The sequence below is a fragment of the Pelatocladus sp. genome (assembly GCF_059505505.1).
Map to the genome: position 1 here is coordinate 103213 of NZ_JCACKS010000208.1, position 13562 is coordinate 116774.

Sequence of the window (13562 nt, forward strand, 5' to 3'; positions counted from 1 at the left end):
AAATGAGAGCATTGCATCAAAAAAGGTTTTTTGTACGTTATTGATTTAGGCTAATTCTTAAAAGTATTATGAGTTAAGATTTACAGGCAAATCCTCTGTTTGAGCGATCGCGCTGTAGATTCGTGATCAAATCTTGAATTTATAATTTCTACATATGCACTGAGTTGACACAGTGCATGTTCTGGTGTAAGATGCACAAACTTATTACCATCCATTGTCACCATGATCATATAAGTTTTCACAGTCATCAAGGCTACTGCAACGGGGTTGTAAGTTATCAATAGCACGAGACTGAATGACTTTTCCGTTCTTGATTTTTACATGAATCTCTTGTTCGTACACTGAACCAAAGCCCATGTGAACATAACGAAGTAGTTTACCTTGAGGAATCTTGATCACCCCACTGAACCAGTTAGCAGGAATTGCAGCTTTGCCAAGCATTTTGTAAAGACCAAATATATCTACTAGATATAACTGACCATTTTTGATTTCCCAAGTTCCGACGTGGAACCGCCAGCAAGTTGTTGAGAATGTTAAGGGGCTATCATTATCTATATTTATATCTTGATCATTTAACTTCATCACTTTAGGCTTTTGCTCAAGCAATTGTAGACGAAATGTCATTGGGATTATTTCGCCATTAAAGATTAGTCTCTCACAAACTTGAGCTGTCATATATCGATCTCCTCTTAATGATCTCTGCGTGCTTATAGTTAAGCTACATGCCCATCTACAATAATTCCTGATTTCGATGGAAATTTTCTCAAAAATTTTCAAGAATGCCATTATAGTTATAGTACTAACATACTGGAGATAGAACTACGGTTTACGCACGTCCTCTAGCACGCCTAATAGAACAATTGCAGCGCTTACCTGGAGTGGGGCCAAAAACTGCCCAAAGACTAGCGTTGCACATTTTGAAACGTCCAGAAGCAGAAGTAGAAGCTTTAGCACAAGCTATGATTGAAGCCAAAAAGCAAATTGGTTTGTGTAAAGAGTGTTTTCATCTTTCTGCTGAACCTGTTTGTGAAATCTGTCGCAATCCTAGTCGAGACAACACTACTATTTGTATAGTAGCAGACTCCCGTGATGTGATTGCCTTAGAAAAAACTAGAGAGTACAAAGGTAAGTATCATGTCTTGGGTGGAGTAATTTCCCCGATTGATGGTATCGGTCCAGAACAATTAACAGTTCAACCTTTAGTGCGGCGAGTCAGTCAACAAAAACCCAAAGAAGTCATTTTAGCAATTAGTCCGAGTGTAGAAGGAGAGACAACGACACTATACATCGGTCAGTTACTCAAGCCATTTACCAAGGTGACACGGATTGCCTTTGGTTTACCAGTAGGTGGTGATTTAGAGTATGCTGACGAGGTAACGCTTGCGCGAGCCTTGGAAGGACGGCGAGAGTTGGATTAGATTTTTCAGTGATCAGTTATCAAATTAAACTGATCACTGTTAACTGATTTATCCCCAATCCCCATTACCCCTTCGCCTTTTATCCCCTCCAGAGGACCCCTACCTTCCCCTTATCCCCGATTCGCTCAAGCTCCTCGGCTTAGTTGTAGGCTTTGTTGTTGAACCACTTCTTCATATAGCAGCTCTAACTGAGCAATATTACCTCTAAGAGTGTAGCGTTCTAACACTCGTTTTCTAGCTTTTTGCCCTAGTAAAGTTGTTAGCTCAGGGTGATCTTGGAATAATGGTAGTAAGGTTCTCAGTTGGGGTCGCACTGATTTAGGGTTAATAATTACACCTGCTCCTTTTTCTAATACTTCTCCATCAGCTCCAACATCAGTTGCTAAACATGCAACTCCACAAGCCATTGCTTCTAATAAAGATAAAGATAAACCTTCTACTAATGAAGGTAAAATATATACATCTGCACTCCGGAGAATCTTGACGCGCCGCTCTTCATCAGCGACAAATCCTAACCAGTGAATGCCATTCTCGGAGTTATAAAAAGGTTCTAAAGAAGACTTGAGGGGGCCATCCCCAACTATCAGCAACTTGCTTGTTGGTGCCATTTCTGATTGCTTCCAAGCACGCAGTAGAGCTTCAACGTTTTTTTCTGGAGCTAACCGTCCTTGGTAAACAAACAAGCGATCGGCATCAAATTCTGCTTTAACTTGAGAAATACCAGGAGAATATTTATTAACATCCACGCCATTGGGTATGACAGCAATATTTTTTGACGGTACACTCATGCGTGCTAATAATTCACGCTGAATTTGGGAAAATACAATCACGCGATGGTAATTGCCTAAAAAGGGCGCGTAGAGTTGATAAGCCAATAGTTGGGTTCCTGATACTAGCTTTGCTCCTTTACCTGCAAAGGGTGTGTGGAAAGTCGCAACTAATGGTAAATTTAGCTCCTCACAAATTTCTGGCAAAACAAAGTCTAGGGGAGATAAGGTCAGAGAAGCATGAACAATGTCCGGTTTAATCCGCCGTAGCGATTGAGTTAAAACTTTAGTCGCTTTGAAAGTGGGAATGGTGTAAACCTGGGACTTATAAATGAAGGGTAAAGGGACTTCTGGACAATTTGGCCAGTTGTCGAGCTTGGACTCTTCTTGAGCGAAATGCAGGAAGCTAACTTCGTGTCCCTGCTCTAGTAAAGCATTCGTAATCTCTCGACTGTAGGTAACATTGCCACAAAAGGGCGATTTTTTTCCAATCCAAGCTATACGCATTCTTTATTGATTAATTTATGAGAAAAGCGGGTTTAATTGATCAGCTTTTACCATTATTCTGCTATTGTGTGTGATTTTGCTTTTTTTTTGGCTTGTTGATTTATCATAAATCACAGCCAGCACCCACTTAACACACAAAAATTTATGTTTTTTATCAAAAAATCCTTGGATTTATTTATTTTGTTTATGAATCGCTTTTGAGATATGTGAACTGACTACAAACTAACTAGACGCTAAAACTGCGCCTAGCTGATGTAGACATGATCTCTGTGGTAATATGCAAGATTTCATTATGCATTTAAGCTTAACACAAAAGCCTTAATCCACACTAGAGAGCGAAATATACCAGTTTAATAAACCACCTAAGAAAACGATCGCAGCTAATCCTAAAAATACAGCTTGCAAACCAACAAAAGTTTCTGCTACACCTGCTAATGCTAAGGGCAAAGTAAGGGCTATATTGATGACATTATTTTGTAAACCAAAAACCTTACCACGCATTTCTGTAGGCGTTTCTGTTTGAATAGCCGTTTGCATAGGTATACCCACTAACGCTCCGAAAATACCCAAAGTCATTACTAAAGGTAAGACAGCCCATAGTTGTTGTGTAAATATCGATAAACCAATCAGGGATGCAACCATGCCAACACAGCCAATTAGACTTAAATTAGTATAAGAGAAGCGTTGCCCAAACTGGCCTAAAATTACTGCTCCAAAGCCAATTCCAACACCACCAGATGCTAGTAAAAAGCCAAATTGTTGTGGTTTTAAGTTAGGAATTACTTCAGCCATACGGACAGCCAGAACTGTTAGCGCTGCAAACACAGAAAATAAGATAATTAATTGAATCAGAGCGTTGCGAAGGCGATGATTTTTCCCTAGATAACCCAGACCATCCCGCAGATCTGCAAAAATGTGTGAAGATTCCTTTGTGGGTGCGTGGGGTTTTTCGTTGGTTACTAGTAGGAGCAAAATTAGTCCAGCGATCGCATAACTACCACCGACAACTATTTCTTTACCAAGTCCGTCACTACCACCAAGAATTAACCACAAGCGATCGGCTGCTGCTAACAGTGGTTCACCAATAGCGAAACCAACAATCACCGATGCCATCATTGTTGTAGTGTAAAGAGAATTCGCTGAGAGTAGATCTTTCTCTTTTACCACTAAAGGAATTGCTGCTTGTTCGGCTGGTGCAAAAAACTGTGTGAGTGTCGAGACTAAAAAAGTAATCCCCAGAATGATCACAAAACCTACAGGTAACATGGCGATAGGCTGCCAATCCTGAGTTAACCACAGCAGTGAGGGAATAACCAAAACTAGGATACCGCGCCAAATATTTGTTCCCACCAGTACCATCTTTTTTGACCAACGGTCTACAAACGCACCAGCTAGGGAACCAAACAACACAGCAGGTATAGTAAAAGTCATCATCAGTGCTGACACCCAAGCACTAATAGTTTGAGCGCCTGTCTGAAAATGAGTATTGATCAAGGCGATCATCAGTACTAGATATACTTTATCTGCCAATTGACAAAAGACTTGACCACCCCAAAGAGCTAAAAAATTAGGGTTTTTCAAAACTGGCCAAAATCCATATTCTTGGGTATCTTTAGAAGTTGCTTCTGTGTCTACAGGTTTATTTTCTCCATCTGGCTTTTGAGACACAGCTGCATTTGGTTGATGAAAGTTGGCTTCCTTTGGTACATCGGTTTTGGCTACTGGTGATGTACTATTTTTATTTTTATCTTCTTGAGAAACATCTTTTGCAGACATTTCTTGGCGATGAATTTGATTTGATGTGGTATCGCGAACCACACTTAGGTGATTTTGTGATCTAGGGGTTGATGTTGTATTGTGTTTTTTAACATGGCTTGGTGATAGTGGCAGGATTTTTTTATCCAAATTAGACGATTGCATCATGGTTAGCAGCAAAATAAGAGTCAATCAAGGCAGCAGAGCGAATAGGACGACCAAAATGATACTGAGCATACTGACGCAAAATTTGCTCAACAGATAACCAGCTATTTTTTTCGGCTGCATTTAGCATTATCTCTGATTGCGACAGCTGCTGGAGTATGGTTAATTCTTCAGCATCCAAGCGCTTAGAAAGCGCTGGTATTTCTTGTCGATAGCTGATAGTTTCGTAGACTTGGGGTTTAGGGGTATGAGAGGAAATGCTATATCTTACCTTCTCACCTTCTGCTACTTTCTTACTTTCCCCTTCCTTCTTCAGGCGTTCCCAAGCTGCTAAACAAACAGTTCCACCAGCACTTACACTAAATCCGACTCGCGAGTGGGAGTCTTGAAAATCTGGTTTCAACGTGCGTCCAGTTAAACAACAAATTTGTACTTGTGGCGTCAATCCCGCCAGAGCCAAAAGCTGAAATACACCATGTATCAGATGGGCTACAACACTGGATGTATCTGTGTTAGGTAAATTTTCTATCCGTGCAAGATGTTCATTTAGTAACTCATACAATTCTGTTTGGGGTTGTTCACTTAAAGCCTGACATAGTGCAATTTCGGCTAAGTATTGGCTGGCTACTAATTTTACCAAGTCTTGAGCCAGACGGGGGTAAGATTTTACAGTTTGTGCTTGTGTAATTTTATCGAGCGATCGCCCCTTGGCAATTAATAATTCATTAACTACAAACATTGCACTCCTACCACCCAAGCTGGAGTTGTGTTTGCGAGAACCAGGAGCAATGACACGAATCAGCCCAAATTCTTGTGTCAAAACTGTCACAAGTCGATCTGACTCGCCAAAAGCCTGAGTTTTAAGATTAATACCAGTTGCTTTATATGTTTTACTCATTTGTCATTTGTTATTTGTCCTTTGTCTTTTGTAAAAAGTAGCTAGCAATTATTAATCAATGACCAATAACCAATGACTAATGACTACTCTTTTCCAGCGTATCGCGCTGTTTTAGTAAATCGACACTATAAGATGTTCCCAATCTCGTAGCACCCGCTAGAATTAAGTCTAGGGCTTGGTCAATAGTACGAATACCACCTGAAGCTTTAATTCCAACTCTTTCCCGTGCTACCTCTTTAATCAGACGCACATCAGCCACTGTCACACCTCCATTCCAACCTGTACAGGTTTTGATGAAAGCTGCTCCTGCATCCATACATATTTCCGTAGTTAGCTTTTTCTCGGCATCCGTCAGTAGGTTAGTTTCTATTATTACCTTCACTAATTGCCCAGTTTCTTCGCAAATCTCAGCAATTTCTCGATGCACTTCCTCAGTTTTACCAGCTTTTAACCAACTCAAATTGATTACTACGTCTAATTCAGTAGCACCATTTTCCACTGCTTCTTGAGCTTCATACAATTTCACTGCTGAAGTCGTCGCTCCAGTAGGAAAGCCTATTACTGTACAGATTTTCGGCGTTTTATTATGGAGTAATTCAGCTGCAAGGCGTACATAGCTGGGGTAGATACAAACACTTGCAAAGTTAAACCTTTGTGCTTCTTCACACCATTGTTCAATATGCTCAGTCGTAGCTGTGGGTATCAGCAGAGTGTGATCTATATATGGCGCAATATCAATATCATGATCTGGATATTCTGCTGCCATCGCTTTATTACCAGTAATTTGTTCTAAAAAATTTATAAAACTTTAAGACTATTTTAATAAATAAATCTACAATTCTTAGCATTTTGCCGGAAAATCAGTACTGCTTTGCCGAGACTATAGTAGAGACACAGCTAATTACATCTCTACTGTTGACAATTGCAGGGGTATTGTGAAAATCATAAAAATTCCAAAATATAGCAGTTCTCGGTTGTGTCCAATATGTACCCCACCCCTTAATCCCCTCCCCGCTTGCGGGGAGGGGAGGTTTTGCGTCAGCAAAACCGGGGTGGGGTTCCGACTGTATTGCAATCGAGTCAGAAGTGCTATAGTTTGAGCTAACTCCACAAGAAAAAAACACCAACCACATATACAAAAACGCCTACACGGCTTTCAGAAAGTTCACTCCGTATAGGCAAATTTTGTTGGCTTGGTTAGAACTTGCAATCACCAAATCTAAGCAACTGTTTCAGCAGTAATCATTTTTTCCTCAGCAACTTCTGGTAACAAACGCTTTACGCTTTGCTTCACAAAACCTTGCAAAAATCCCATTTGTTGGTTCTGCTGAAATACTTTTTGCAAAGTTTGTCCTAGTATCTCAATATTAAATCCATTGGCTGAATTTACTGCGACTTCTTGTTGTTGGAAATATTCTACTAAGCTAAGTCCAGCCAAACGTGTGAGATAAGCTGCACTCACACCTTGAACTGCACCACCTGCAACGTATGTGAGAGCGTGACTCTTGAGAACAGTACCAATAACTTTACTAGAAAGTTCAACTAAACCGAGTTTTAGCATCAAGCTACCCATTTCCCCAGCTACGGTTTTCGCCTGTTCCAGGGAGAATTTTTGCTGATAAATATTACCTAAATCTACAATCATTTGGGCATTAATTGCCGCAGTCGCCAAAATATCCAACGCGGGAACTGGGTTAGCAAAAGCAGCAGCAGCAGCAATCCACTGATATTGTTCAATCACTGGGTTAGCGCGATCGCATCTGACTTGATTCAAGTAATTTTTAGCTTCAGCTTTCAGCAACAGTGCTTTTCTCATCGTAGTCGCCCATACTAACTGCTGTCCTTGCTGTGCTAAAGTTTCACCTAGTTGTTGTGTCAGTTGCTCAATTTCTGGCGCTGGTTGTTCCATCCACTCTTGCACAGAACCATCATCGTTGTGCTTGCGGACTTTCACAGGAAGGGGAGAAGTTGAAGTCGCTACTATGCTCTGTTGCATTCGCTGTTTTAAAGCCAGCAATATGCTAGCGCGTTCATCTGCCAAATATTGATCTTGTTTATTAAAAACCAGCATCAGGCGGTGTTTTTCTGCTTGTAGTTGCTGGATGGTTTGAAATTCTGTATCTGTCAAATCACCGTTTGTGAGGAACAGAATAAAATCAGTTGCTTTTGCTTGTGTTAATAAATCTGCATCTGAATTTTCGCCTGCTTCTACAAACAAAGGCGCTATCTCTTGCAGACAAATTTGACGTCCTATTCCTGGACGCCAGTTAGATTTTAATACTTGAATTAAGCTGGTTTTACCCACCGACTTACCGCCAGTCACAGCTAGATGAATTTCTTGTCTATCTAATTCGGTATAAAGCTGAGGAATTTTTTCTCGTAATAGAGACGTTACATGTAACGTCTCCACATTATTTTCAGCTTCACTTGCGAGATGATTAATTACAGTTTCAGTTTTAGCGATCGCACTTTCTACAGTTTCTCGATCCACAGGTAAACTATCGAGTATATGCGAATCCTGTTTACTGCGATTTTGCTTTAACAACAATAAACCACCACCAACCAATAACAAACTCAGGACACTATATTCTCCCAGTTGCACGATCGAATCGTGCCAACTTTGTAAAATCCACAAAGAGAACGATAGTCCTAGTCCTCCTACTAATATTGGTCGCTGCAACTTCACAACCATGATTCACCGCGCTTTTTGGATTATTTCTCCTCCAGAATAGATCAAAATTTGCTTCTGGGAATTGAACTGGCGATACAACACAATTTTCTTTACAGCAAAACAACCGATTTTGATCCCTCCGAAAAATTAAGTTACATTCTTGCGGCTTTAAAATCAAAAAAATGCGATCGCTTTTCTCAAATGCCAGCCAAAGACTTGTACCATGACCCCAAGCAGGAGGTTATCAAACAATGGATAATTCCCAACTATAGCGGTTCTCATTTGAATCAAATACACCTTAAGAAGTAAAAAGTAAAAATTAAAAAGTAAAAAGATAAGACCTCTTGCAAAAATATTTTTACCCCACCCTAACCCTAAGCGTTTACGCTTAGGGAACTAAATCTTCTCCCCGTAAACGGGGCTGCGGTGTACACAGAAGTCTTATAAAGTTGCCTAGTAGCGTTTTGATCCCCCCTAACCCCCCTTAAAAAAGGGGGAACTAGAATCAAAGTCCCCCTTTTTTCTAGCGTAGCGGCGCGCCAGCGCGGGGATTTAGGGGGATCAGAGGATTTATGTGTACACCGCAGGCCTCGGAATTTATTCCGAGTCTCATAGCGCAAGTCCTCTGAAAAAGAAAGTCCGGATTGATTGGAGACACCGGGGTTCTCTTCCGATTTATTGAAAATTAACCGTTCTCCCACAATTGCTAAACCAAATCCAGCACCCACTAAACCCAAAGTTTGAATCATTTTTCGTCGCGGTACTGGTGGGATTTGAGGAGGAGGTGGTGGAGGAGGTGGCGGAATTAATATTTGCAGCGCTTCTTGTGCAGTTTGATAACGCTGACCATGATTAGATCGTACCATGTTGGTTAAAACCGACTGTTGATTGGTAATGTCGTCCGTTTTAGAGGACTTAAACTATTAGCCGGTGAACTTGAGTTCAGGGCGGTTTACGTCTAGGCTAAAATAGCCTTGTAAGTATCCAAGCAAAATTAATTACACATTCTTCATTTTCCCGTTCCCTGTTAAGAGTTCCCTCACCTCCACGAATGAATTTAGTTTTGTGCGACTACTTATTGTGACCTATGTGTTGCAATCATTCGCATTCCCGCAGGTGTCGCTACAGTTAAACCCCGACGCACTGGGCGCACTGGACGTTTATTAACTAAAGCAACTTGATAATGAGACACAATAGTTGCTAATACTAACTTCATTTCATACATTGCAAACGCCAGACCTACGCAGCGACGATTCCCACCACCAAAGGGTAAAAACTCATAAGGTGAAAATTGTCTTTCTAAAAAGCGTTCTGGTTTGAATTGCTTTGACTGTGGGTAGACTTGTTCGCGATGGTGCGCCATGTAAATACTCGGAACTATAACCGTACCCACTGGCAATTTATAACCGATAATTTCAATGGGAGATTTGACAACTCGAAAGAAAGCAGTCATGACTATTGGGTAAATTCGTAAAGTTTCTTGACAGACTGCTGTGAGATAGGGTAGCTTGGCGATCGCATTTGGTTCTGGCTGATCTCCTAAAGTCTCTAATTCTTGCAGTAATTTTGTTCGTACTTCTGGTAGATAATCAAGCCAGTAAAAAGCCCAAGTCAAAGCCGAAGCAGTGGTTTCATGACCTGCAATTAATAGTGTCATTAATTCATCGTGTAACTCTTCGTCTGACATCCCTTCTCCGTCAATATCACGCGCAGACATCAATAAACTCAGGATATCTTCGCGATCTTCAATAGATTCCGTCCGACGTTGACTAATTAAAGCATAAATAATCTCATCAATTCGTTGTTTGCGCCTTTCCATTATTGCCCAAGGACTCCATGAGCCATAATCTTTTTGTAGAAACGGAAAAAAGAAACCAGCTGACATTAAGGGAGCGCTTACAAATTCTAAAAAATCAGAGACCAATTGCTGGAGTTCTTCTAAACGCTGTCCTTCTTCCAAACCAAATACTACCCGTAGAATAACCCGCAAGGTGATTCCTTGCATTGAAGCGCGGATATTAAACGGTTTTCCAAATTGCCATTTATCACTTACCTGTTGAGCAATTTCACGGATAGTTTCACCATAAGCACGCATCCGATCGCCATGAAAAGGAGGGGCTAAGAGTTGACGTTGGCGCTGGTGGCGATCGCCATCTTGTAAAAGTACAGAGTAATCACCAAACATAAATCTTAACACTCGATTTCCTCTGCCCACTTCAAAATGGCTAGGATTGGCGGTAAAAATCTGCTCTAGTGCTTCGGGTTGACTGAAGTAGATTAGAGGAGGATTATTTTTGTTCTTACCCCACAGAGTAAAATTGTCTCCATAAACTTTGGCAAAATCTTCAACGTATTTGACTGGTTGAAAAAGCAATTTCAGTCGTCGCTGTAATTGAGGTATGTTGGGGCTAACTGGGAAATTTTGAGTTACTGTCATAGCTACTTTTTTCTACTTTTTTATCCAGCACTTCTCATCTATTGTGACAATTTCTCTTCCCTAATCCCCGATTCCCGATTCCTGTTTCCTGTTCCCCATTTTCAAAACAGTCTACTCTCAGTGTCACACAACGCGGTATATTCGGTGAAGAGAGCATCGTGAAATTAATTTGTGCCTAGAATTATTGCTATCCTCAACGGTAAAGGGGGAGTTGGGAAAACAACCACCTCAGTCAACCTAGCTGCAACTTTTGCAGAAGCACAAAAAGTTCTTCTGGTAGATGCAGATATTCAAGGATCTGCTAGTTGGTGGTATAGGCGTAGTCAAAACGGTATGGGATTTGATCTATCTCAGGCGACAGATCCCCAAAACTTAGCTCGTCTGCGTAAGATAGAAGGATACGATTTAGTGGTGGTCGATACACCTCCAGCGTTACACTCTACAAGCTTAAAAGCGGTAGTTGCGATCGCAGACTATTTAGTTTTGCCCACACCGCCAGCACCGATGGATTTAGCTGTTCTAATTGATACAGTTAGAGAAGCAGTCACTCCTGTGGGGATTGCCCATCGAGTGCTTCTGACTAAAGTAGATACACGTAGTTTGGGGGAAGCATTGGAAGCACAAAATACACTCATACAGTTGGGGATTCCAGTTTGTAATGCTTTTATCCGTATTTACAAAGCTCACGAACGAGCAGCACTAGAGGGTGTGGCGATTACTAAATGGCGAGGCAAAAATGCAAATGAGGCACATTCAGACTACCGCCGCGTAGCTGAAGAATTACAAAGTGACTGGAGAAAATAGAAATCATGGCTACTAGAAAACGTGTTGCCGATGTATTACAAGAAGAAGCGCATAAAATATCATCACCAGAAATAGAACCAGTAATTGATGTTGCTGCTGAGGAAGTAGCAGATGAAACTAACTCAACCGCAGAAGAATCTGCTGCTAAAAATAAACGCGCAACTTCAACTAAAGCTGATTTAGACACTACCATCAAACAGTTGCAAACATCTTTGGAAGAGACACGCGAAAACGAAGAAAAATTCCGACAACAACTGAGTGATTTAGAATCAGCTTTATCTGAAAAAAATACAGCTATCAAGCAGTTGCAGAGTTCTTTAAAAGAAACACAGCAAAATCAAAAAAATTTGCAAACAGAAATTAGTGATTTGCAATCAGCCTTATCTGAAAAAGATAAATTAGTGGAACGTCTCACAAAAGACCTCGAAGAAGCCAAGCAAGCTGCTGTACAACTTGCACAAGCTAATTCTCAGCTTACAGAAGAGATTAATAATTTAAATAAGTCTAAAAAGGAAAAAGAAATTCCCAAAGCATTAACCTATAGAAAATCACACTACGCACCTACACCTACACCACAACGAATACCACCTCAACCACCTACCGAACCCGCAGATAATTCTAATCAAATGTGGTTACTTGATTAAAGTTCACTTAATTAGGTAGCCGTCATGAGGTGCTTACACCAAAAAGAATAAAAACCTCACTTCCTTCCCCTTTCCTTAGCAAGGAGAGGGGTGTCCGATAGGGCGGGGTGATGAGGTTACTTTCAAGTTAGATTAGGTGTAGATAAACGTAAATGTAAATATATAAATAACTAAATTATAAAGTAGAATTGTAAGTCTACTTGGCAAAATAAAATACATAGCTGGAATTGCTATAGCTGAAGACCACAGGAAAATTCGTTATGTACAATTTCTTACCTTTTGCTTACTTTCAAGATAAATTAGTACCTTTTCAAGAAGCAACTATTTCCATTGCTACTCACGCTTTACATTATGGAACTCTCGCTTTTGGTGGAATGCGTGGTATTCCCGATCCTGAAAACTCCGCACAAATTTTGCTATTTAGACTAGATAGTCACTGTCAAAGATTAAGTCAAAGTGCCAAATTCTTGCACTATGATATCTCAACCGAAAAAATCAAAACAGCCATAGTCGAATTCGTTCAAAAAAATCAACCTATCAATTCTTTCTATATTCGTCCCTTTGTCTTCACTTCTGATTTAGGGATTGCCCCCAGGTTGCATAATATAGATAGAAGCTTCGCTATTTATGGATTAGAATTAGGAGATTATTTATCACCTGAAGGAGTTAGTTGTCGAATTAGTTCCTGGTGTAGACAAGAAGATATTAGCTTTCCATTACGAGGAAAAATTAGCGCAGCTTATATTACTTCTTCTCTCGCCAAAACAGAAGCAGTTGAATCTGGTTTTGACGAAGCAATTTTAATGAATTCCCAGGGGAAAGTTAGTGAAGCCTCTGGTATGAATATTTTTATTGTGAGAAATGGCAAAATCATTACCCCTGGCTTTGAACAGGATATTTTAGAGGGAATTACACGAGATAGTGTGATCAAAATAGCCCAAGATTTTGGTATTCCAGTAGTGGAACGTCCTGTAGATAAATCTGAGCTTTTTATTGCTGATGAAGTATTTTTATGTGGTACAGCAGCTAAAATTGTACCAGTCAAAAGAATTGAGAATTATTATTTATCAGAACATCCACCAATTGCTGAAAAGCTTAGAGATAAATTAATAGCAATTACAGAAAATCGAGATCCTAATTACCGCGATTGGGTATATCCAATTTCTCTGAAATAGAGTGAGATAACATCAATTTTATAATCTTCAAAATCCAATTTTTTTGTGCTTCAGCGCCTATCCTATGGCTAGGCGCTAATACATATAGCGTTTTTCAAATAAATGAAGTACACGTGTAGGAGCGTAGACACCCTTAGAGGTTGTTTGAAAAGTGATTGGCTGTAATTTTAATTACATTATTACCCCCCTTATAAAGGGGAGAAATCCGGTTCCCTCCCCTTATAAACTGCGGTGTACACATAAATCTAGGTTGAGCGCATCTGTATCGCCTCGGAATAAATTCCGAGTCTCATAGCGCAAGTCCTCTGAAGAGGACTCAAA

Annotated in this window: 14 protein-coding genes; 5 read left to right on the forward strand and 9 right to left on the reverse strand. The window is 40.3% G+C overall.

Features of this window, described 5'->3' with window-relative positions; genetic code table 11:
• Nucleotides 1–80: 80 nt before the first annotated feature.
• Together AC5JMK_RS17715 and AC5JMK_RS17720 are read right to left on the reverse strand one after the other, a co-directional pair.
• Nucleotides 81–215, reverse strand: a complete 135-nt coding sequence (locus AC5JMK_RS17715) for a hypothetical protein (protein ID WP_495910697.1) — start codon at nt 213–215, stop codon at nt 81–83.
• A complete protein-coding gene (locus tag AC5JMK_RS17720) occupies nt 205–675 on the reverse strand; it encodes a hypothetical protein (RefSeq protein ID WP_096674206.1) in 471 nt (156 codons plus the stop codon). The genes AC5JMK_RS17715 and AC5JMK_RS17720 overlap by 11 nt, the downstream gene beginning before the upstream one ends.
• Nucleotides 676–860: 185 nt before the next feature.
• Here AC5JMK_RS17720 and recR point away from each other — a divergent pair, with 185 nt between their 5' ends.
• The gene (recR, locus tag AC5JMK_RS17725; protein WP_495910698.1) at nt 861–1418 is read left to right on the forward strand and encodes a recombination mediator RecR; all 558 of its coding nucleotides are present in this window, start codon (nt 861–863) and stop codon (nt 1416–1418) included.
• Between the two features lie 125 nt (nt 1419–1543).
• Here recR and AC5JMK_RS17730 read toward each other — a convergent pair whose 3' ends face one another.
• The 5 genes from AC5JMK_RS17730 to AC5JMK_RS17750 all read right to left on the reverse strand — a co-directional run bounded on the left by AC5JMK_RS17730 (nt 1544) and on the right by AC5JMK_RS17750 (nt 8202).
• Nucleotides 1544–2692 (reverse strand): glycosyltransferase family 4 protein, encoded by a 1149-nt coding sequence (locus tag AC5JMK_RS17730; protein WP_096674202.1) that lies wholly within the window; start codon nt 2690–2692, stop codon nt 1544–1546.
• A gap of 318 nt (nt 2693–3010) precedes the next feature.
• The gene (locus AC5JMK_RS17735; protein ID WP_495910709.1) at nt 3011–4612 is read right to left on the reverse strand and encodes an MFS transporter; all 1602 of its coding nucleotides are present in this window, start codon (nt 4610–4612) and stop codon (nt 3011–3013) included.
• On the reverse strand, nt 4599–5510 hold the full coding sequence (gene recO / locus AC5JMK_RS17740; protein WP_096674200.1) for a DNA repair protein RecO: 912 nt from the start codon (nt 5508–5510) through the stop codon (nt 4599–4601). The genes AC5JMK_RS17735 and recO overlap by 14 nt, the downstream gene beginning before the upstream one ends.
• Nucleotides 5511–5586: 76 nt before the next feature.
• On the reverse strand, nt 5587–6276 hold the full coding sequence (gene deoC / locus AC5JMK_RS17745) for a deoxyribose-phosphate aldolase (RefSeq protein WP_495910699.1): 690 nt from the start codon (nt 6274–6276) through the stop codon (nt 5587–5589).
• 453 nt (nt 6277–6729) lie between these two features.
• Entirely contained in the window at nt 6730–8202 is a 1473-nt protein-coding gene (locus AC5JMK_RS17750) for a YcjF family protein (RefSeq protein ID WP_096674195.1), read from the reverse strand.
• 48 nt (nt 8203–8250) lie between these two features.
• Between AC5JMK_RS17750 and AC5JMK_RS17755 the strand changes: the two genes are divergently transcribed.
• A complete protein-coding gene (locus AC5JMK_RS17755) occupies nt 8251–8490 on the forward strand; it encodes a hypothetical protein (protein ID WP_495910700.1) in 240 nt (79 codons plus the stop codon).
• Between the two features lie 65 nt (nt 8491–8555).
• Here AC5JMK_RS17755 and AC5JMK_RS17760 read toward each other — a convergent pair whose 3' ends face one another.
• Together AC5JMK_RS17760 and AC5JMK_RS17765 are read right to left on the reverse strand one after the other, a co-directional pair.
• Complete coding sequence (locus AC5JMK_RS17760; protein WP_495910701.1) at nt 8556–9047, reverse strand: hypothetical protein; 492 nt, start codon at nt 9045–9047, stop codon at nt 8556–8558.
• 209 nt (nt 9048–9256) lie between these two features.
• Nucleotides 9257–10618: a cytochrome P450 gene (locus tag AC5JMK_RS17765; RefSeq protein ID WP_495910702.1), complete on the reverse strand. Its 1362-nt coding sequence runs from the start codon at nt 10616–10618 to the stop codon at nt 9257–9259.
• Between the two features lie 171 nt (nt 10619–10789).
• Here AC5JMK_RS17765 and AC5JMK_RS17770 point away from each other — a divergent pair, with 171 nt between their 5' ends.
• From AC5JMK_RS17770 to AC5JMK_RS17780, 3 genes are all read left to right on the forward strand, one after another.
• The gene (locus AC5JMK_RS17770) at nt 10790–11422 is read left to right on the forward strand and encodes a ParA family protein (protein ID WP_495910703.1); all 633 of its coding nucleotides are present in this window, start codon (nt 10790–10792) and stop codon (nt 11420–11422) included.
• A gap of 5 nt (nt 11423–11427) precedes the next feature.
• Nucleotides 11428–12066: a hypothetical protein gene (locus AC5JMK_RS17775; RefSeq protein ID WP_495910704.1), complete on the forward strand. Its 639-nt coding sequence runs from the start codon at nt 11428–11430 to the stop codon at nt 12064–12066.
• Nucleotides 12067–12326: 260 nt separating this feature from the next.
• Nucleotides 12327–13241: a branched-chain amino acid transaminase gene (locus AC5JMK_RS17780; RefSeq protein ID WP_096674182.1), complete on the forward strand. Its 915-nt coding sequence runs from the start codon at nt 12327–12329 to the stop codon at nt 13239–13241.
• Nucleotides 13242–13562 lie beyond the last annotated feature (321 nt).